Annotated in this window: 18 protein-coding genes; 10 read left to right on the top strand and 8 right to left on the bottom strand. The window is 56.1% G+C overall.

Annotation, left to right across the window (positions count from 1 at the left end; all coding sequences use genetic code 11):
- Window positions 1-21: 21 nt before the first annotated feature.
- From RBH33_RS17235 to RBH33_RS17260, 6 genes are all read left to right on the top strand, one after another.
- The gene (locus RBH33_RS17235) at window positions 22-2,424 is read left to right on the top strand and encodes a heavy metal translocating P-type ATPase (protein ID WP_306733464.1); all 2,403 of its coding nucleotides are present in this window, start codon (window positions 22-24) and stop codon (window positions 2,422-2,424) included.
- Window positions 2,425-2,455: 31 nt separating this feature from the next.
- Window positions 2,456-2,638 (top strand): cbb3-type cytochrome oxidase assembly protein CcoS, encoded by a 183-nt coding sequence (gene ccoS, locus RBH33_RS17240; protein ID WP_306733465.1) that lies wholly within the window; start codon window positions 2,456-2,458, stop codon window positions 2,636-2,638.
- On the top strand, window positions 2,631-3,374 hold the full coding sequence (locus tag RBH33_RS17245; RefSeq protein WP_306733466.1) for a sulfite exporter TauE/SafE family protein: 744 nt from the start codon (window positions 2,631-2,633) through the stop codon (window positions 3,372-3,374). The genes ccoS and RBH33_RS17245 overlap by 8 nt, the downstream gene beginning before the upstream one ends.
- A gap of 202 nt (window positions 3,375-3,576) precedes the next feature.
- Window positions 3,577-5,289, top strand: coding sequence for a BamA/TamA family outer membrane protein (locus RBH33_RS17250; protein WP_306733467.1), 1,713 nt, complete (start codon window positions 3,577-3,579; stop codon window positions 5,287-5,289).
- Window positions 5,290-5,292: 3 nt separating this feature from the next.
- Complete coding sequence (gloA, locus tag RBH33_RS17255; RefSeq protein WP_306733468.1) at window positions 5,293-5,679, top strand: lactoylglutathione lyase; 387 nt, start codon at window positions 5,293-5,295, stop codon at window positions 5,677-5,679.
- A gap of 40 nt (window positions 5,680-5,719) precedes the next feature.
- A complete protein-coding gene (locus tag RBH33_RS17260) occupies window positions 5,720-7,036 on the top strand; it encodes a DUF945 family protein (RefSeq protein ID WP_306733469.1) in 1,317 nt (438 codons plus the stop codon).
- Window positions 7,037-7,103: 67 nt separating this feature from the next.
- Here RBH33_RS17260 and RBH33_RS17265 read toward each other — a convergent pair whose 3' ends face one another.
- The 8 genes from RBH33_RS17265 to metG form a co-directional block, all read right to left on the bottom strand.
- Window positions 7,104-7,928: a mechanosensitive ion channel family protein gene (locus RBH33_RS17265; protein WP_306733470.1), complete on the bottom strand. Its 825-nt coding sequence runs from the start codon at window positions 7,926-7,928 to the stop codon at window positions 7,104-7,106.
- Window positions 7,929-8,052: 124 nt separating this feature from the next.
- Entirely contained in the window at window positions 8,053-8,769 is a 717-nt protein-coding gene (locus tag RBH33_RS17270) for an electron transport complex subunit E (RefSeq protein ID WP_306733471.1), read from the bottom strand.
- A gap of 23 nt (window positions 8,770-8,792) precedes the next feature.
- The gene (gene rsxG, locus RBH33_RS17275; protein WP_306733472.1) at window positions 8,793-9,461 is read right to left on the bottom strand and encodes an electron transport complex subunit RsxG; all 669 of its coding nucleotides are present in this window, start codon (window positions 9,459-9,461) and stop codon (window positions 8,793-8,795) included.
- Window positions 9,461-10,507 carry an electron transport complex subunit RsxD gene (gene rsxD / locus RBH33_RS17280; protein ID WP_306733473.1) on the bottom strand — a complete coding sequence of 349 codons (1,047 nt, stop codon included), beginning with the start codon at window positions 10,505-10,507 and terminating at the stop codon, window positions 9,461-9,463. The genes rsxG and rsxD overlap by 1 nt, the downstream gene beginning before the upstream one ends.
- 42 nt (window positions 10,508-10,549) lie before the next feature.
- Entirely contained in the window at window positions 10,550-12,850 is a 2,301-nt protein-coding gene (gene rsxC, locus RBH33_RS17285; RefSeq protein WP_306733474.1) for an electron transport complex subunit RsxC, read from the bottom strand.
- Window positions 12,850-13,473 carry an electron transport complex subunit RsxB gene (gene rsxB, locus RBH33_RS17290; protein WP_306733475.1) on the bottom strand — a complete coding sequence of 208 codons (624 nt, stop codon included), beginning with the start codon at window positions 13,471-13,473 and terminating at the stop codon, window positions 12,850-12,852. The genes rsxC and rsxB overlap by 1 nt, the downstream gene beginning before the upstream one ends.
- Before the next feature lie 71 nt (window positions 13,474-13,544).
- Window positions 13,545-14,120 (bottom strand): electron transport complex subunit RsxA, encoded by a 576-nt coding sequence (rsxA, locus tag RBH33_RS17295; protein ID WP_306733476.1) that lies wholly within the window; start codon window positions 14,118-14,120, stop codon window positions 13,545-13,547.
- A gap of 350 nt (window positions 14,121-14,470) precedes the next feature.
- Complete coding sequence (gene metG, locus RBH33_RS17300) at window positions 14,471-16,480, bottom strand: methionine--tRNA ligase (RefSeq protein WP_306733477.1); 2,010 nt, start codon at window positions 16,478-16,480, stop codon at window positions 14,471-14,473.
- A gap of 209 nt (window positions 16,481-16,689) precedes the next feature.
- Between metG and apbC the strand changes: the two genes are divergently transcribed.
- From apbC to RBH33_RS17320, 4 genes are all read left to right on the top strand, one after another.
- Window positions 16,690-17,790 (top strand): iron-sulfur cluster carrier protein ApbC, encoded by a 1,101-nt coding sequence (apbC, locus tag RBH33_RS17305; protein ID WP_306733478.1) that lies wholly within the window; start codon window positions 16,690-16,692, stop codon window positions 17,788-17,790.
- A gap of 83 nt (window positions 17,791-17,873) precedes the next feature.
- Entirely contained in the window at window positions 17,874-18,443 is a 570-nt protein-coding gene (dcd, locus tag RBH33_RS17310; RefSeq protein WP_306733479.1) for a dCTP deaminase, read from the top strand.
- Between the two features lie 388 nt (window positions 18,444-18,831).
- Window positions 18,832-19,347, top strand: coding sequence for a hypothetical protein (locus RBH33_RS17315; RefSeq protein WP_306733480.1), 516 nt, complete (start codon window positions 18,832-18,834; stop codon window positions 19,345-19,347).
- Between the two features lie 76 nt (window positions 19,348-19,423).
- The coding region (locus RBH33_RS17320) for a hypothetical protein (RefSeq protein ID WP_306733481.1) at window positions 19,424-19,684 on the top strand (261 nt) is incomplete at its 3' end.

Genomic DNA, 19,684 nt, shown 5'->3' on the forward strand with positions numbered 1-19,684 from the left:
GCTAGTTAGTTAGAGCATTTTATGAGTTGTTATCACTGCGGGCTGCCCATTCCCGATCGAGCTTTTTACCCTGTCACCATCAGTGGCCGGGAAGAGCGTATGTGCTGCATAGGCTGTCAGGCGGTGGCGACAGCCATTGTCGATGGTGGATTGGAAAGTTTTTATCGTTTCCGCACAGAGGCTAATAGCCGACCGGATGCGGAACAAACGCTCGCCATAGAACGCTGGCGCGTGTACGACCTCCCGGAAGTGCAATCCGAATTTGTGTTGGAGCTGGACGAGCATCAGCGTCAAGCCAGCCTACTGCTGGAAAATATCACCTGCGCGGCGTGCAGCTGGTTGATTGAAAAACACCTGCACAGTCAGCCGGGCGTGCGCTCGGTCACCGTCAATATGGTCACCCACCGCTGCACCCTGGTGTGGGATGCCGACCAGCAACCGCTCAGTGAACTGTTACTGGAATTGGCCGCCATCGGCTTTACTCCACATCCGGCCACTGATAAACACCAGCAAGACCTGTTGCGGCACGAGAACCGCTTGGCTTTGATGCGCTTGGGGGTGGCGGGTTTTGGCATGATGCAGGTGGGGATGCTGGCGGTGTATATCTACACCGGCGCTACTGGAGAATGGTTGCATTTCTTCCGCTGGATCAGCTTGCTACTGGTCACCCCTGTAGTGTTGTTCAGCAGTTGGCCATTTTTCCGCGGGGCCTGGATCGGGCTCCGGCGCAACAATCTCACCATGGACGTACCCATTGCCCTGGGCATTGGCCTGGCTTACATCGCCAGTGCCTGGGCCACGGTGTCCGGGGGTGGTGAAGTTTATTTCGAGGCCATTTCCACCTTCGCCTTTTTCCTTCTCGCCGGCCGCTATGTGGAGATGCGCGCCCGGCATAAAAACCGACAGGGCTTCGGCAACCTGGCGCAGCTGATGCCGCTGACTGCAAGACGCTTGGACGAAACCGAGGAAACTCTGGTGCCGGTCAAAAGCCTGCGCCCCGGCGAGCGCGTCCTGGTGCGCGCCGGGGAAACGTTTCCCTGTGATGGCCGAGTTCAAACAGGCCACAGCGCCGCCATGGAAGCCCTGCTGACCGGAGAATCGCGGCCTGTGCCAAAGACGGCAGGTGATCCTGTGATTGCCGGCACGCTGAACAGTGACAGCCCGCTGACCGTGGAAGTGGTCGCTACTGGCGCGGGCACCCGCTTGTCCGCCATCGAGCGACTGGTGGATCAGGCCGCTCGGGACAAACCCTGGCAAGTGGCCCTGGCGGACAAAGTGGCACGCTATTTCGTGGCTGCAGTCTTGGTAGTGTGTAGCGCCGTGTTCGCCTTCTGGTGGTGGTACCAGCCGGATCGTGCTCTTTGGGTGGCGCTATCCGTGTTAGTGGTGACCTGCCCCTGCGCTCTGGGGCTGGCTATGCCGACGGCGTTGGCGGCCGCGACCACAAACCTGCGCCAGCGGGGCTTTCTGGTGGCGCGGGGACATGTACTGGAAGGCCTGACGCGAGTAAGCCGCGTGATTTTCGACAAGACCGGAACGCTCACCAAGGGCTCCTTTGTTCTGGAAGAGGTACGTCTGTGTGACTCAATGCCCCGGGAGCAGGCTCTGGCCATTAGCGCGGCGCTGGAAGCCAGTGCCAATCATCCGCTGGCAGCGGCCTTTGAGCCCTGGCGGGGCGAGAGTCAGGCAACGGATGTGCGACAGTACACCGCGGCCGGCGTAGAGGGGCGTGTGGAGGGCCGGCGTTATCGACTCGGCAACAATGAATTCGCGGCCGAGATTTTGCCCACACAGGCGCCCCCGCCGGCGCCAGACGACAAGCTCTGGCTACTGCTGTGTAGCGAAGAGAAGCCTTTGGCTTGGTTCGCCGTTGCCGACGAGGTGCGTCCGGGGGCTTTACAACTGGTGCAGCAATTGACCCGCGAGGGATTGGCCGTGGAGTTGCTCAGTGGCGACCGCTCTGGTGCCGTGGCCGAACTGGCAGGGGTTTTGGGGATCAAGGATTTCCGCGCTGGAGCCAGCCCAGAGGATAAACTGACGCGCCTGCGCGAGGTTCAGGCCGCAGGCGACCGGGTACTGATGATGGGCGACGGTATCAACGATGTTCCGGTGTTATCAGGGGCCGATGTGTCCGTGGCGGTCGCGTCTGCCTCGGACCTGGCCCAAACCAAAGCGGATAGCGTGCTGCTCAATGATAATCTGACCACCCTGGCTGCTGCCATCACTCTGTCGCGCCGGACGCGGCGAATCATCGCGCAAAACCTGGGGTTTTCGCTGTCTTACAACCTGCTGGCATTGCCTCTGGCGGCTGCGGGCATGGTGGCGCCCTGGGTGGCGGCATTGGGTATGACGGCGAGCTCCCTGGTGGTGGTGTTGAATGCCATGCGTTTAAGTCGGGGCGGGGCAGGAGAGGGTGTACACTGAACTTTGGCGGACACATTATGGGAAATCGGAAGTGGACAGTCTTTATCTTTTAATTCCAATCGCTCTGGTGATCTTTGCTATCGCCATCCGATTGCTGTTCTGGGCCATTACCAGTGGCCAGTACGACAACCTGGAAACCGAGGCGCATCGAATCCTGTTCGACGAGGACGAGGAACCCGCAGAACGGCAAGAGGATCAATCCAAGCGTGATTGATCTCCTGCACACTCTGGCCCCTGTTCTGGTGGCGGCCTTTGCCCTGGGGCTGTTCAGCAGCGCTCACTGTGTGGGCATGTGCGGCGGCATCATGGGGGCGCTCACTGTGGCGATTCCCGAAAGCGCCCGCGGGCGCCGTGGTCGCTTGATTTTGAGCTACAACCTGGGGCGACTGCTCAGCTATAGCTTGATGGGCTTATTGGTGGGCCTTCTGGCTGCACCCCTCGGTGAGGGTGTAACGGGCACTGGGCTGCGCGTGCTGGCTGGACTTCTGCTCATTGCCATGGGGTTGTATTTGGGTAACTGGTGGCGGGGCCTGACTTGGCTGGAGCGAGGTGGCTCGCACCTGTGGCGCTACATTCAGCCCCTGAGCAAGAGCTTAATGCCCGTCAAGCGCGCCCCTCAAGCGCTCCTGCTGGGTGGTTTATGGGGTTGGTTGCCCTGCGGTCTGGTCTATACGGCCCTGGCCTACGCCTTGGCTCAGGCGCACCCGTTATCCTCCGCAGCCGTTATGCTGGCTTTTGGTCTGGGCACACTACCCGCTGTACTCGCTACCGGCTTCGCCGCGCACACCTTTACCGATCTGCTACGTCGACCCCGGCTGCGCTGGAGCTTTGCCGTTTTGATCATTCTGTTCGGTGTCTGGACGCTCGTCTGGACGGGCTATCATACGCTGCACCACCACGCTGATGGCGCCCATTTCAGCGCCCCCGAAACTTCTCCACACCGCCACTGATTCTCTAGTGACTCCGGGTTGGGACTCGGTATATGATGGCCCTCGGCATCTGAAAAATGCCCGGCTCAGTCGTTCCCGCGGTCCCCCAGGGTTTAATACCCACTCTCGGTACTGTGCAGGCGGTACTGACCGGGTCCTGGGAAATGAAAAGACGTGATAATTAGCAGCACATGGCACCGGTCGAAAGCGGATAGGACTGTATATGAGTAACCGCTGGCGCCCGCTTGTGTTTTTTGTTTTGTGTTGCGTGACGGCGTACGCCAGAGCCGAAGCCGAACCAGAAATCGAGCCGGAAACGGAGGAATTGGGCCAGGACTGCGTGCGCTACGAGTACGAGCCACGGGATCTGGCTGAGCAGAGCGAAAGCCGCTTGGTGTTCGATGCGTTTGACGACCATCGTGGTAAAACCATCCGCAATATTCGCTACGAAAGTCGCGATATCTTTGATGAATCCCTTCCAGAAGAAAACAATTGGCTTTACCGCAGCCTGAACCGCCTGCACATCAATACCCGCGAGGATGTCGTCGCCGCGCAGTTGTTGTTCTCCGAAGATGAACCCCTGGATATTGGACTGGTACGGGAGTCCGAGCGGATTCTACGCAGCCGCGGTTATCTCACCAGCGCGTTTATTGTTCCAGACGTTATTTGTCCCGATCACATCGATGTGTTGGTGGTTACCAGAGACTCTTGGGTAACCGAGCCGGAGCTCACCTTTGCCCACGAAGGCGGTGAGACCAGCTCTGGAATTGGAATCAAAGATAGCAACTTTCTGGGCACAGGGGAGCACATCTCCATCGGCTACTCCCGGGACGTTGAACGAACCAGCGTCCGCTACCAATACCAAACACCACACCTGTTCCGGACGCGCGTCGCAGCGCGGATCTATTACACACAGCTGAGCGATGGCCGTGACCTTGCCATGAAAGTGGAGCATCCCTTCTATGCTCTGGATACTCCCTGGGCCGCCGGTGTCGAAACCCAAAACCTGACACTCACCAACGTGATTCGGGAAGGGGATGAGATTATTAGCGAGTATGGCCACCGCATACGGTTTCAAGAAGTGTACGGCGGCCTGTCCCTATTAAGAGGCGAAGATAACACCACACTACGCTGGCTGGCCGGTTTGACGTTTCATCAGGATCGCTTTCAAGAGCAGCCGGAAACCGTCAATGGCATTCCGGAGGATCGACGCACCAATTACGCTTGGTTGGGTTTAACCTACTCCCGCAACGAATACGCCACTTACCGCAATCTTTACCAGATTCAAAGAACCGAGGATGTGGCTCTGGGGCCAAGCTACGAGTTGCGCGCGGGCTTCGGTAGTCAGGATATGGGCAATAGCACTGACGTCATGCGCTATGCCGCACAGTATGACCATGTATTTGGCATGGGCAACAGCCATGTGGTGGAGCTATCAGCTTTCCTCGACGGTTACCATTTCACCGGCGCCGATGGTTACGATACGGCTGTAGCCGGTGTGTCCGGCGCCTACAACCGGTTTCGAAACGGGCAAAATCGCTGGTTCGTCCATCTGGAGTACGGGCAGGGGTGGGAGTTACGTCAGCACGAGGAGCTGACCGTGGGTGGCATCTCTGGCTTGCGTGGTTATCCCATCGACTTTCAGCGCGGCGAGCATCGATATATATTAAATGTGGAGCGCCGGTACTTCTCCAATGTGCATCTACTGAACGTGGTACGTATGGGTGGGGTTGCGTTTTTTGACGCGGGCCGAGCTTGGGGTTTGGAAGCCAACGGGAGCAACCCTCATTTAGCCAATGTCGGGTTGGGCTTGCGCTTTAGCTCCAGTAAAGCTCGCGTCGGCAACATTCTGCACATCGACATCGCCAGACCTCTAGCGTCCAGAGAAGGGGTGAGCGAATACCAGCTTTTGTTAAAAACCGAGGGGCATTTCTAAGTTATGCGCATACTACACACCATGTTGCGAGTGGGTAATCTGGAGCGTTCGTTACATTTCTATACTCAGGTTTTGGGAATGAAGCTGTTGCGCAAGCACGATTTTCCGGATGGCAAATTTACGCTCGCCTTTGTGGGCTATGGGGATGAGAGAGAACAGGCGGTGTTGGAACTCACCCACAACTGGGAAACAGAACACTATGAACTGGGCAACGGCTACGGCCATGTTGCCATCGGCGTGGACGATGTTTATCAGACCTGTGCTAAAATTCGCGCGGCGGGCGGCAACATAGTGCGCGAACCCGGTCCGATGAAACACGGCAACACCGTGTTAGCGTTTGTTGAAGATCCGGATGGTTACAAAATTGAACTGTTGGGTGGCCACGAATGAGGCCTATAGCATTTACAACGATAATGATAAGGAATAGATAATGAAAAAACTGATTGGAGTACTGGTTGTAACCGCGGGCGCGTACTTGGCATTGACCTATTACGGTGGTTACGCGGGCGAACAAGCCCTGAGGCAGCAGATAGAACAAAGCGCCGCGCAAGGTGAGGTGCACGGATACGAGGTGGAGCTGGTCAGCTATGAGCGAGGCTTGACCTCCAGCCACACGGTTATGGCCATGCGTTTTGATCTGTCCCACTTGGGCCTCGATGAACTGAACCTTACCAGTACGTCACGCATTCAGCATGGGCCAATATTGTTTACGGCCAAAGGCCCGAAGCTGGGATTATTTGCCTCTCAATCAGACGTGGAGATTTCTACCAGCAGCGACGAAGTGAACCAAATGCTGGCGGAGATTTTATCAGACGGCTTGAGCGATATCCTGATGATTGGCCACTTCAACCAGACCTACAGTGCTTACGCGAGCTTGCCTATGGTGAGCCAGGAAACTGGCGGTGGGCTTCTTAAAATCGACGGCGGCAACCTCTCCATGCAGGGCACCTATGATGGCCAGCATACCGAGGGTACGCTGGAATTGGGTGCGGTACACTTTAATGATGGTGAGAGTGTCACCTTGATGCTTAGTCCCTCGGTCCTGGATTTCGATCTGCATACTCTTGAGGACCTGGTGAACTACGAAGGGCTGTTTAACTATCGGGCGGACAGTTTGACCGTATCGGTTGCCGGAGCTCCTGAATTTGTTCTGGGTAATCTGGGTATGACGATGTCACAAGAGTTGGTAAATGAGCGTCTGGACTCCAGCTTTGCCTTTACCGTTGGCGAAGTTCACGGCAGCCCGATAGCCACAAAAAACTTTGTTTACGAATTTGGACTTAAACAAATTTCGCCCGCCGCTGTAGTGGCATGGCAGGAGCTTGCAAGAGATATTCAACAAGGACCGGGCGAGGTGGATTTTGCAGGGCACGAGGCTGAAGTAATGGCCGTGTTGGAGCTGCTATTGCAAGAGGGTCTGGAGTTCTCTGTGCGCTTGGCGGCGGACATTCTGGAGGGCGATGCGGACATTCATTTTGTAGCCAACTACGTTGGACTGCCGGATAACCGTGCGTTATCTGAAGTGGTTGACGTAATGGACTACTTTGCCATCGCCGACGCCGACTTGGAAATCAAGCTTTCTGAATCGGTCGTCATGCAAACGCCGTTGTACTTTATGCTGGCCCAGTACCTGGACGCCTACTTTACTCAGGAGGGCGAGCACCTGATCATGCGCGCATCGCTGAAGGGTGGCCGTTTGAGTATCGCGGATCAACCCTTTCCTTTGGAATTCCTCTTGGGTGGCTGATTCTCCGCAGCATAAAAAAGCCGCGCCATGACTGGCGCGGCTTTTTTGTTTAAACGACTTGCGCTGTCTAGTTGCTGACCGCCTTATCCACATGTACGTCCATTTGTGGGAACGGAATGGTAACTCCCTGTTCATCAAAGGCGAGCTTCATTTTTTCCGTTAAGTCCCATTTTACTGGCCAATAGTCCGCCGTGTTCACCCAGGGGCGCACCCAAAAATCCACACTGCTGTCGTTGAGTTCGCCCACGACAATGGTTGGCGCCGGCTCTTCCAGTACGCGCTCATCGCTTTGCAATACGCCGGTAATGATTTCTCGTACTTTGCGGATGTCGTCACCGTAACTCACTCCGAATACCATATCCACGCGCCGGGTTTCCCGGGTGGAATAATTAATGATGTTATGGCCGTAGATTGCACCATTGGGGATGGTGACTTCTTTGTTGTCCGGCGAGCGCAGGACCGTGGAGAAGATACTAATTTTTTCCACCACACCGGCCGAATTCCCAGCCTCGATATAATCGCCGGTTTTAAACGGGCGAGCGGTCAACAGCATAAAACCGGACGCGAAGTTTTGCAGTGAACCCTGCAATGCCAAGCCGATCGCGAGGCCAGCCGCACCCAGAACGGCAATCAGCGATGTGGTATTAACGCCCAACTGATCCAGCGCCGCCACGATCACAAAAATCAGTAACAGAGCGTAAACAAGGGTTTGTATAAACTCTACAAGAATGTTGTCCAGCTTGGTTTTGGCCAGGACCTTGCCTAGCACCGAGACCAATAGGTTACTAACCACTTTACCGACAATGAAGATGAGCAGCGCAGCGGCCAGGTTTATGCTCCAGGGCACAAGATAGGTGCTGGTAAAGACGTTCATTTGTTCGGTATTGAACATGGGCACTCCTTCTCATAATGCGGGGGATGTGGCGCCCAGTGTAACGTGAAATGTTGGGAATGGCGAAAACCCGCTGGTGCCTGTTGAAGGGCACCGCGGGTGAAGAGGACAAGCAAAGTGGAAATTAGGAGATAGCGCCAGTCGTGCGAACGCGCTTGCTGCCCTTGATGGGCTTGGCTCTTCTGGTTTCCTGACGGCGCTCAATGCCGCTATCAATCACATTTTTCAGGGCGATCAGAAAACCCGCTACGATAAAGGCGCCCGGCGGCAGAATGGCCACCAAAAAGCCTGGATAGTTGGGGAAAACGGTTAAGGTCCAGCCGCGCGCGCCCTCACCAAACAGTAGATGCATATTGGCAAACAGGGTGCCGCTGCCGAGCAATTCCCTGACTGCGCCTATGGCCAGTAGTACCAACAGGAATCCCAGCCCCATGGTCAGTCCATCGACCGTTGAAGGCAGGAGTTTGTTCTTGCTGGCAAAGGCATCAGCGCGCCCAAGGATGGCACAGTTAGTAACGATCAATGGGATAAAGATGCCCAGAATGGTGTACAGCTCGTACGTAAACGCATTCATGAGCAGCTCGATGCAAGTCGTCAGCGCTGCGATAATCATAACAAAGGCGGGCAGTCGTACGGCGTCGCTCACCCCTTTGCGGATTAACGACACGATCATGTTGGAGCTGGTCACGACCATCAGTGTCGCAAGTCCCAATCCCAGGGCGTTGACGACGGAACCGGTCACTGCCAGCAGCGGACACAGGCCGAGCAATTGCACCAGTGCCGGATTGTTGGTCCAGAGCCCGTTTTTGCTGATCTGTCGGTAGTCGACGGTATCGCTCATAAGTTGCCTGATCGGTTGGTCGGTTAGTTGCTGGGCGTTGTTTCACGGGTTGAGACGTTGCCATTCTCAGCCGATTCGGGGAACAGCAGTTCGCGATTTTCCTCTACATATTCCAGTGTGCGTCGAACCTGATTGATGACTGCCCGCGGGGTAATGGTAGCACCGGTAAACTGATCAAAATCGCCGCCATCTCTGCGCACGGCCCAGCGTTCCGCTGGAGGGTCGCCCAAAGCTCGTCCGTCGAAGCTGAGTATCCAGTCGCTGCGGGATAGATCCACCTTGTCACCCAGGCCGGGTGTTTCCCGGTGGTTTAGCACCCGTACGCCGGAAACGGTGCCTTCGCGGTTGACGCCAACCAGCATGCGAATGGCTCCGCTGTACCCGTCTGGAGCCACGCTGGGAATAATCACAGCGGTCACTTGATCGTTTTGGCGCGCGCGGTGGATCAGCCCGCCAAAGTTGAGTCCCAGTTGTGCCCAACCCTCTTGGGGGATTACCAGTGTGTCTTCCAGCAAATCGTTAGTGTGTTGCTCTTGAGGAATAATTTCAAACAGTGCTGCCTGAGCGGCGGCGCGCTCGGCCAGCTCAATTTGGTCTCGCGTCAGTTGGTAGGTGCCAGCCAGAAGCCCGGCAGTCACCAGGGCGAAACAGGCCAACAACAAACTATTTTTACCAATGGACCTGCCGAGCATCAGTGTTCCCCCTTGTTCGTCGCCGGACGACTCTTCTTATGCCCGTAAGTGCGCGGAACTGTGTAGTAATCGATAAAGGGCGCGGCGAAGTTCATCAGTAGAACAGCAAAGGCGATGGCGTCCGGGTAGTTACTCCAATAGCGCATTACGTACAGCAGGACGCCCACCAGGGCTCCGTAAACCATCCGGCCGCGGTTGCTCACGGCGGACGTGACCGGGTCGGTGACGATAAAAAACGCCCCCAACATAGTGGCGCCAGATAGCAAGTGAAACAGGGGCGAACCACCGCTGTGAGAGCTGCCACCGTCGTAGAACAGTGCCGCCATCAACGTCAATGTCACCAGCATGCTCACTGGGGCGTGCCAGGTGAATACGCGCTGGTAGAGCAAGAACAAACCGCCCAGCAAAAAGCCGATGTTAACCCATTCCCAGCCGGCGCCGGCCCATACACCTTCGCTCAATGTGGGGTCAGTGGTGTAGACGTCGTCCAGAAGCAAGCTAGAGTTTTGTTTCACCACATCCAGTGGTGTGGCGGCGGTGTACCCATCAATGGGAACACCCCCCCAAATTTGCCGCATGCCTTCGATAAAACCCACCTGATCGGCCAACACGCCAGCGGGTGCCGCCCACTGGGTCATGGCGACCGGAAACGAAATCAACAACACCACATAGCCGACCATGGCGGGATTAAAAGGATTAAATCCCATGCCGCCGTACAACTGCTTGGCGAGGATAATGGCCGTGGCGCTGCCCACCACCACCAACCACCAAGGGCAGTAGGGGGGTAGGGCGAGACCGAGAAGCACACCGGTAACCAGGGCGCTGCAATCGCGTAGATAAAACATCACTGGCCGGCCGCGCAGCTTCATCACCAGGGCTTCGCACAGCACAGCGGTGGCACAAGCGAGGGCAACGTTGAACAGACTGCCCCAGCCAAAGAACAGAGTCAGGGCCAGCAAGCCGGGCACCGTGGCCACCATCACCAGGCGCATAATCTGGCCGGAGTCTCGCCTGTTGTGTGTGTGGGGTGAGCTTACCCGTAACATGTGTGTGCGGTCCTTGGTGATTGACTCGGCGTCGTAGTGCGCCTAGCGATTGTTCAGTTGCTGTAGTTTGTCTTCTAACTTGCTGACACCTGTGCGGAACGCTTCAACATTCTCGTCACCCTCCGCCTCAGCTTTGGCCAAACGCTCCTGGGCTTTTTCCAGCCGAGCCTTGAGCGATTCGATCTGATTTCTCAGCTTGTCCTCAGCACTCATGGTCGCCATAGCGGCGGCTTTGGCTTTCGCTTTTTCTATGGCCAGAGAGGCATGATCAGCATCGCTACGAGACGCAGAGCTGGGCTGCGCCACTGTGCTGGGGGCCAATTCGTCCAACTCTTTCTGGGAGGTGGCAATTTTTTCTTTCAGTTTGTCCACGCCCTGTTGCAGCGCGTCTGCTTTGTCACTGCCTTCCGCGCGAGCTTCGGCGGCTTTTTCTTCCGCTTTCGACAGGCGCTTGTAGAGCGACTCCAAACTGGAGCGCAGCTTTTCTTCTGGTGACTGGTTCACCTTGGCGCGCGCGCGAGCAATGGCAGCGGCCACTGGATCTTGTTCTTGCGTGGTTGTAGGCGTATCGCTGCTGGCTTGGAACTGTTGCAGTTTCTTTTCCGCCTCGCGGACTTTAAGTTCCGCTTGTTTGATGCGCGCTTGCTGCTTATCCAGTTGCTCCTGACTGACCGTACCGCCAGGCTCGTTGGCAGTTAACGGCTCGCGAGCTTTGGTCAGGCTGCTCTGCGCCGCGACCAGATTGCGCTCAAGCTTGGCCTGTTGAACGGCGCGCGATGGCTGGCCACCCGTTGCTTGCGCTTGAGCCGTGGACACGGGCCGTAGCTCACTGTCGGCGGCGGGCGCCTGCTCGGCCACTGGGGCTGATTTTTGTTCGGCCAGTTTGCGCTTGGCTTCTTCGGCGGCTTGCTTTCTGGCGGCCCGCTTGGCTTCTTTTTCGGCTTCCTCTTTGGCAATACGCTCCTGCCGGAACTCAAAACGCCGCCGTGCGCGATCGGATTTTTCCTTCTCCTGTTGCTGGTGCCGAATGGTCCCCTTGGCAGCGCGATAATATTGCACCAAGGGAATATTGCTGGGGCACACGTAGGAGCAGGCACCGCATTCGATGCAATCGAACAGGTTGTGGCTTTCCAGTTTTTCGTAATCTTCCGCCTGGGCATACCAGAACAACTGTTGCGGCAACAGACTGGCCGGGCAGGCTTCAGCACACAAGCCGCAACGTATACACGCCTGGGCGGGTGCGGGCGGTGGCAGCTCAACTTTGCTGGGCGCCAAAATACAGTTGGTGGTTTTGATTACCGGTACTGATGCATCCGGCAAACTGAAGCCCATCATGGGGCCGCCCATCACCAAGCGCGAGGCGCGCTGGGCGTCAAAGCCATGCTGTTCCAATAAGTAGTCGATGGGCGTGCCCAGCAGCACCTCCACATTGCGCTGGGTTTGCAGCGCCTCTCCCACCACAGTGGTAATCCGGGACACCAGTGGCTCGCCAAAGCGCACCGCCCGATACACGGATGCCGCGGTGCCCACGTTTTGGCAAACCACACCAATGGTGGCGGGAATCTGTCCGCTGGGGACTTCGCGGCCCGTGAGTATTTGAATCAATTGCTTTTCGCCACCGGAGGGGTACTTGGTGGGGAAGGGCACCACCTGTACTTCGGTCCCGGCGGCCGCCTTTTGCAGGGCGGCGATGGCTTCGGGTTTGTTGTCCTCTACACCCACAAGAATATGCTCGGGGTAATCCAGTAGCTTTGCCAATAGCAAAGACCCGGCGATCACCTCGTCAGCGCGAGTCTGCATTAGAACGTCGTCGGCGGTGATGTAAGGCTCACACTCGGTGCCGTTGAGAATCAGCGTATCAATGCTGTGATCAGCGCGCGGGTTGAGTTTCACCGAAGTGGGAAAACCGGCACCACCGAGGCCTGCGATTCCCGCAGCACGAATTCGGCTCAGTAGTTCGCTTTTGTCAGCGCTCAGGTAATCTTCCAGCGGATGCAGTTCCACCCACTCGTCGGCGCCATCGGGCTCGATGATGATGCACGGAGCACTCATGCCTGAGGGGTGGGGGACCAGGCTGTCCTTAATGTCGCTAACCTTGCCCGAGGTGGGCGCGTGCACGCGTGCGCTGAACACGCCCTCAGCGTCGGCGATCAACTGACCGCCCAGGACTCGATCGCCCACTTCCACGACGGGCTTGGCCGGCGTGCCAATGTGCTGGTTCAGTGGCAGGAACAATGTGGGAGGCAGGGGCATTTTCCCCAGCGGTAGCTGCAGGGACTGTGCTTTGTTCTCCGGTGGATGAACCCCGCCGGGGATCTCCCAAGTTTTGATTAAACTACCCATTAGGCCGCTCTACCCGTGTCGCCGCTATCGCGGTCAGTAGCGATAAGTTGTACGGCCTGTTCGGCCGGAACCGGCTTTTGCCATTTCCACTCTTTGATTGTGGGCTCGAGAGGTACCATGTCTATGCAGTCCACTGGGCACGGCTCTACGCACAGATCACAGCCGGTGCATTCGTCAATGACAACCGTGTGCATTTGCTTGGCCGCGCCAATGATGGCGTCCACCGGGCAGGCCTGAATGCACTTGGTACAGCCGATGCACTCGTCCTCGCGAATGTAAGCGACCTTTTTTACTTCCGACTCTTCACCGTGTTCGGCGTCCAGGCTCGGGGCTTCCACGTCCAGCAGGTCCGCCAGAGCATTAATGGTGGGTTGGCCGCCGGGCGGGCACTTGTTAATGGCGTCGCCGTTGGCAATGGCCTGAGCATAGGGACGGCAGCCGGGATAGCCGCACTGGCCACACTGGGTTTGCGGCAACAAGTCGTCGATTTGCTGGACGATGGGGTCGCCTTCCAGTTTGAAACGCACGGCGGCATACCCCAACACCGCCCCGAAGATCAGCGCTAGGCCGATCAGGGCGATCAGGGATGAAACCACTGGATGTTGTGCTATCAATTCCAACATACGAATGCGAAAAACCTAGGTTGTGTTGACTCTTGTTCGGCCAGCCACTGGCTGCCACCGAAACGCGTCATTTACACCAAACCACCGAACCCCATAAAGGCGAGTGACATAAGGCCGGCGGTAATCATGCCAATGGCCGCGCCTTTAAAAGGCATGGGAACATCGGCCGCCGCCAGACGCTCACGCATGGCGGAAAACAAAATCAGTACCAGCGAGAAACCCAGAGCCGCGCCAAAACCAAACACCGTCGACTCAAAAAAACCGTGGTCGCGGTTGGTGTTTTGCAAAGCCACACCGAGTACCGCGCAATTGGTGGTAATCAGGGGCAGGAAAATGCCCAACACCCGGTACAACAGTGGGCTGGTTTTCTCGATAAACATTTTTGAGAACTGCACCACCACCGCAATCACCAAAATAAACGAGATGGTGCGCATAAACTCAATGTTTAGCGGTGTGAGCACCCAGGTGTTAATGAGGTAACTGCAAACCGCTGCCAGAGTGAGCACGAACGTGGTGGCACCGGCCATACCGATGGCGGTTTCCAGTTTGTTGGATACCCCCATAAACGGACAGAGGCCCAAGAACTGCACCAGCACAAAGTTGTTCACCAGGATGGTGCTGAGCAGAATAATGGCGAATTCGGTCATGCCGTATTTCCCATGGTGCGCCCTCTTCCATTAGCAGGCCGTTGTAAAACTATCTGCGTGGCCGCTGCGGCGTTAAAATCGGACTCAAAATGCTCATTTATCACACATAAACTCCGCTTTTTCGCCCGATTTTGCCTTGCATCGCCTGCCTCGAAAACGTTTTCCAACAACCTGCTAGACGCACATTATCGTTAAGCCCCCTGTCCCGATCAATCTATAAACCCCGGATGGTTAGGCTGTTTGTGTATATGCTTATAGCGCTCTGAGATGTGGCGCCGCCCAATTGAGACAAAATTGCGGTTGGAGTCGTCTACTTGGGACAAGTTTTTCCCATTGGCGCTAGTTGAGGTTTACATCACCCGCTGGCCAGGTTGGGCGCCGCTGTGGGGCTCCAGTATGTGGATGTCTTTGCCACCCGGGCCTGCGGCCAGAACCATGCCTTCACTTACGCCGAACTTCATTTTTCGCGGCGCTAAGTTGGCGACCATGACGGTGAGTTTGCCTTCCAGATCTTCTGGCTGATAGGCGCTTTTGATTCCGGCAAAGACGTTGCGGGTTTCACCGCCCAGGTCGAGGGTAAGGCGCAACAATTTGTCAGCGCCTTCAACGTGCTCGGCTTTTACGATGCGTACAACGCGCAAGTCCACTTTGGCAAAACTGTTAAAATCGATCTCTTCGGCGATGGGCTCATCGGCCAAGGGTCCGCTGGCGGGAGTCGGTGCTTCTTCCTTACTGGCTTCAATCATTGCATCTACCTTGTCTTTTTCCACCCTGACCATCAGGGGTTCAAACGCGTTAATGTTCTCTCCGCCCCGAAAGCTCGGCGCTTGCTGCCAGCTCAGGGTTTCGCCCAGAAACGCTTCGGCTTTGCGGGCAAGCTCCGGCACCACCGGTTTGAGCCACGTGATCAGGGCGCGGAAGCAATTGATCCCCTGAGTGCAAACGGCCTGTACTTCCGCTTCTTGGCCGGCTTGCTTGGCCATTTTCCAGGGTTCTTTGGCGGCGATGTATTCATTGGCGGCATCGGCCAGCGCCATAATTTCCCGCATGGCCTTGCTGAACTCGCGAGCTTCGTAAAGTTGGGCGATGCTTTCATTGGCGTCGACAAATCGTTGCCACAGTGCCGGTTCAGCCACTTCAGTGGCGAGTGTGCCGCCGGCCTTATTAATGAACTTGGCGGTGCGGCTGGCGATGTTGACCACTTTGCCCACCAGGTCGCTGTTCACTCGCTGGATAAAGTCATCCAGGTTCAAGTCCAGGTCGTCTACCGATCCGGTCAGCTTGGCGGCGAAGTAATAACGCAGGTATTCCGGGTTCAGGTGCGCCAGATAGGTTTGGCCATTAATAAAGGTGCCCCGGGACTTGGACATTTTCTTGCCATTGACGGTAACAAAACCGTGTACGCAAATTTTGGTGGGCGTGCGCAGATCCGCCGAGTGCAGCATGGCGGGCCAAAACAGCGCGTGAAAGTTGACGATGTCCTTGCCGATAAAGTGGTACACCTCGGCGTCCGAGTCGCGCTTCCAGTAGTCCAGCCAATCCCCGCCGGTGCGATCCAGTAGATTTTTCAGGCTGGCAATGTAGCCGATGGGGGCATCCAGCCAGACATAGAAAAATTTGCCTGGCTGATCGGGAATTTCAAAACCAAAATAGGGCGCATCGCGGGAAATGTCCCACTCCTGTAAATCGCTATCGAGCCATTCTGCCACTTTGTTGGCCACTTCCGGCTGCAGGTGCCCGGCGCGGGTCCAGTCTTTTAGAAAAGTCGCGAATTCGGGCAGGCGGAAGAAGAAGTGCTCCGACTCTTTGGGCACCGGGGTGGCGCCCGACAGAGCTGAGACCGGGTCAATCAGCTCCATAGGAGAGTAGGTGGCTCCGCAGGCCTCACAGTTATCACCGTACTGATCCGGCGCCTTGCACTTGGGGCAGCTGCCTTTGATGTAGCGATCCGCCAGAAACAATTGTTTCTCAGGGTCAAACGCTTGAATAATTTCCCGCCGGGCAATATGCCCGTTGCCGTCCAGACGCCGGTAAATCATTTCCGCCAGCTCCCGATTCTCCACTGAATGGGTGCTGTGAAAGTTGTCGTGTTCGATCAGAAAGCCTTTGGATACGGTCTCGTGAGCCTCTTGCATAGCCTGGATATGAGCTTCCGGGCTGATTCCCAGCTCCTCCGCCTTCAGGGTGATGGCGGTGCCGTGGGCGTCATCGGCGCACACATACAGGCAATCGTGACCGCGCAGCTTTTGAAAGCGCACCCAAATGTCGGTCTGGATTTGCTCCATAATGTGGCCCAGGTGCAGCTCGCCGTTGGCATAGGGGAGGGCGCTGGTAACTAGAATTTTGCGGCTCTGGGTCATAAACGTCGCTAATCAGGGCGGTTGGGGGCCGGTGCGGCCAGAAAAAAGAGGCGCACTATAGCAAATTTTGCCCGGATCTTCAGGGGGTTAACCATAAAAGTTGACCTTGGCACTTGGTTTTTGACGTGTCGGCGGATAGAGTATTGTCCCGGCCGCCAGTGCCGCGGCCATCGCCTTACCTTCCCTCACACATCGTTTACGGAATTGCTATGTCCGAGATCTCCAGAGAAAGCGTTACCCAGGCCATTCAGTTGATCGAAGAGCCCACGCTAGGCCGTACCTTGTTGGAATTGGGTATCGAGCCACGGGTTTCAGTTGACGGCGATCGGATAGAGGTGAGTATCACCCTGGGGTACCCAGCGGAAGGGGTGAGTCAGACGCTGGCGGAGGCGATAAACCATGCCGTGTCCGGGATTGCCGGTGTGCAATCCGTGGGCGTGGATATCGGATGGGACATTCCTGCTCTGGGCGGCGCCAATACAGCCGCTCGTACTCCTGGGGTGAAAAACATCATCGCCGTGGCTTCCGGTAAAGGCGGAGTGGGTAAATCCACCACGGCTGTGAATCTGGCCGTGGCGCTGGCAGCGGAGGGGGCTCGGGTGGGCCTTCTGGATGCGGACATCTATGGCCCCAGCCTACCGCACATGTTGGGGGTGGGGCAGCGGCGCCCAGAGATTGTTGAGCGCGACGGTAAGCAAATGATGCTGCCTATTCAAGCCCACGGTGTGCAGTCGGTCTCCATGGGCTATCTGGTAACCGAGCAGACTCCCATGGTCTGGCGCGGCCCCATGGTTAGCGGGGCGCTTCAGCAGTTATTGGGCCAGACCCAGTGGGATCAGGTGGATTATCTCATTGTGGATATGCCCCCTGGCACAGGGGATATTCAGCTGACGCTGTCCCAAAAAGTACCAGTAACCGGTGCGGTCATTGTCACCACGCCACAGGATATTGCTTTGCTGGATGCCAAAAAGGGCATTGAGATGTTCCGCAAGGTCAATGTGCCGGTACTCGGGGTGGTGGAAAACATGGCCGTGCACGTGTGTTCCAACTGCGGCCACGAAGAACACATTTTCGGTGCTGGAGGGGGTGAGCGCATAGCCCGCGAGTATCAGGCCGAGCTGCTGGGATCACTGCCTTTGGATTTGGCTATTCGCGAAACGACAGACGCCGGCTTACCCACCGTGGCGGCTGACCCGGACTCCTCGCTCAGCCAGCACTACCGTCGTATTGCCCGCCGCTTGGGTGCTCGTCTTTGGCAGGATGCGGCTGGCGCACAAGAAGCCCCTGAAATCGTGATTACCGACGACTGATACCCCTTCCTGAAGGTAGGCTTTGAGGCCAAAAAGCTTTATTATGCGGCCCCAGCAATCCTTCAGGTTTTTCGGGAGACCCCATGAGTATCAAGTCCGATAAGTGGATGCGCCGCATGGCGGAAGAGCACGGCATGATTGAGCCCTTTGAGCCGGGCCAGGTGCGTCACGATGCCGAAGGGCAGCGCATTGTCTCCTACGGTACCTCCAGCTACGGCTACGATGTGCGCTGTGCGGACGAATTCAAGATCTTTACCAACGTCTACTCGTCCGTGGTGGACCCCAAAAACTTCGATGAAGACAGCTTTGTGGACATTAAGTCCGATGTTTGCATCATCCCTCCCAATTCCTTTGCCCTGGCGCGTACCGTGGAGTATTTCCGCATTCCCCGCTCTGTGCTGACGGTCTGCCTCGGCAAATCCACCTACGCCCGCTGCGGCATTATCGTGAATGTCACGCCCCTGGAGCCGGAGTGGGAAGGCCATGTAACCCTGGAATTCTCCAACACCACCCCACTGCCCGCCAAGATCTACGCCAACGAAGGCGTAGCGCAGATGCTGTTTTTCGAATCCGACGAGATTTGCGAAACCTCCTACAAAGACCGAGGCGGCAAGTACCAGGGCCAGCGTGGTGTGACGCTGCCCAAAACCTGAGCCGCCGCAAGCCACCACATAGCCATAGCCAGCGCGCTCAAGTGCCTGACTTGAGCGCTCCCCGCAGCGATTTAACCACCGAACAGCAAATGATGCGTAACGACAACGCATCATCATCCCCTCACTGACCTGTTGGAAAAATGGAAAATGGCGCATAAAGCAACTTTATGCGCAATGTTTTGTGCGTCTGGACAAACTATTTCCGCATAAGATTCAGCATGAGCAATTTTTCACGTAACCCCCTCCTTTTTTAAAGCAATAGGTCGCGAGCCAGGGCGTGACCTGGGTTATGGCGCGTGGTATAACATGCGGAGAGCGGTAAAAGGTGGAAGTTCTCTGGGTTTCAAATGCGGACACATTCCTTCTAGTAATATTGGTGTTTTGACGAATGGATAGGGATCAAAAAGAGTCATTAATTAGCGAAATCGAAACTAGGTACTTTTTAATAAAAAAGAGTACCGCAGTATACGCGATTGGTGGCTTTGTCGCGGCAATTCTGGCTATGGCCGGCGTCACCTACACCTCGGTTTTAGATGCGGTTCGATCTGAAAGCTCCGAAATTGCAATAGCAGAAATTGCGCACCTAAGGTCACAGGCCCAATCAGAGTATGATTCTTTCATAGTGTCTCTTGGAGAGCCTAATACAATCAATCGCAAATTGGCCAATGTGAGCTCAAAGCTTGGCGACGTTGCGGCGCTTCAGCAAGAAGTCATGGCATTGTCTTACGAGCTAGAGGAAGTGACTCGTTCACTTGGGGAGGCAGCACGCCATCTCGGGGTGGCGGGTTACATGAACAGAAAATTTAGCGAAGAAGATTTCGATGAAATTGGTAATCTTCGACGAGGGATATGGGATGCTGGGGCTGCGCTAGGCAAGGCCTCCGATAAAGTGGGAAGTAATTAGATCAAGCACAGCGACCGCTAAAGCGGCGCGTATTGGCGACGTTGTGCGGGTGACGGACAATGGAGTATGTTTGCTAGTGAAGATAATATTTAATTCCGACCTTCTTTACGCTGACTCATTTATCAAGGACAGACTTCCTCGGCACTTGCATAACTTCCTTGTAGAGTGCAAGGAACATGGCCATGAAATAATTATACCAGAAACAACACTGTTGGAGTTCGATAGGAAGCAGTCAGTTTTTTTGCAAAAGGAGATGTCAGAGATTGAATCCGCAAAAGAGAAGTTGTCGCTGTACGGGGTAGAGGTTGAGCTGGATATAGTCAAGCTTGTATCCAAA

Origin of the sequence: Marinimicrobium hydrolyticum (assembly GCF_030848505.1) — a bacterium.
Classification (GTDB): domain Bacteria; phylum Pseudomonadota; class Gammaproteobacteria; order Pseudomonadales; family Cellvibrionaceae; genus JAVDDU01.

Bases quoted from the DNA above. Each gene is read 5' to 3' on its own strand.
- rsxD (WP_306733473.1), bottom strand. From the start codon at position 10,507: ATGTTACGGGTAAGCTCACCCCACACACACAACAGGCGAGACTCCGGC.
- metG (WP_306733477.1), bottom strand. From the start codon at position 16,480: ATGACCCAGAGCCGCAAAATTCTAGTTACCAGCGCCCTCCCCTATGCC.
- dcd (WP_306733479.1), top strand. From the start codon at position 17,874: ATGAGTATCAAGTCCGATAAGTGGATGCGCCGCATGGCGGAAGAGCAC.
- RBH33_RS17235 (WP_306733464.1), top strand. From the start codon at position 22: ATGAGTTGTTATCACTGCGGGCTGCCCATTCCCGATCGAGCTTTTTAC.
- RBH33_RS17265 (WP_306733470.1), bottom strand. From the start codon at position 7,928: ATGTTCAATACCGAACAAATGAACGTCTTTACCAGCACCTATCTTGTG.
- apbC (WP_306733478.1), top strand. From the start codon at position 16,690: ATGTCCGAGATCTCCAGAGAAAGCGTTACCCAGGCCATTCAGTTGATC.
- RBH33_RS17315 (WP_306733480.1), top strand. From the start codon at position 18,832: ATGGATAGGGATCAAAAAGAGTCATTAATTAGCGAAATCGAAACTAGG.
- rsxC (WP_306733474.1), bottom strand. From the start codon at position 12,850: ATGGGTAGTTTAATCAAAACTTGGGAGATCCCCGGCGGGGTTCATCCA.
- RBH33_RS17250 (WP_306733467.1), top strand. From the start codon at position 3,577: ATGAGTAACCGCTGGCGCCCGCTTGTGTTTTTTGTTTTGTGTTGCGTG.
- RBH33_RS17270 (WP_306733471.1), bottom strand. From the start codon at position 8,769: ATGAGCGATACCGTCGACTACCGACAGATCAGCAAAAACGGGCTCTGG.
- rsxG (WP_306733472.1), bottom strand. From the start codon at position 9,461: ATGCTCGGCAGGTCCATTGGTAAAAATAGTTTGTTGTTGGCCTGTTTC.
- RBH33_RS17260 (WP_306733469.1), top strand. From the start codon at position 5,720: ATGAAAAAACTGATTGGAGTACTGGTTGTAACCGCGGGCGCGTACTTG.
- rsxB (WP_306733475.1), bottom strand. From the start codon at position 13,473: ATGTTGGAATTGATAGCACAACATCCAGTGGTTTCATCCCTGATCGCC.
- gloA (WP_306733468.1), top strand. From the start codon at position 5,293: ATGCGCATACTACACACCATGTTGCGAGTGGGTAATCTGGAGCGTTCG.
- rsxA (WP_306733476.1), bottom strand. From the start codon at position 14,120: ATGACCGAATTCGCCATTATTCTGCTCAGCACCATCCTGGTGAACAAC.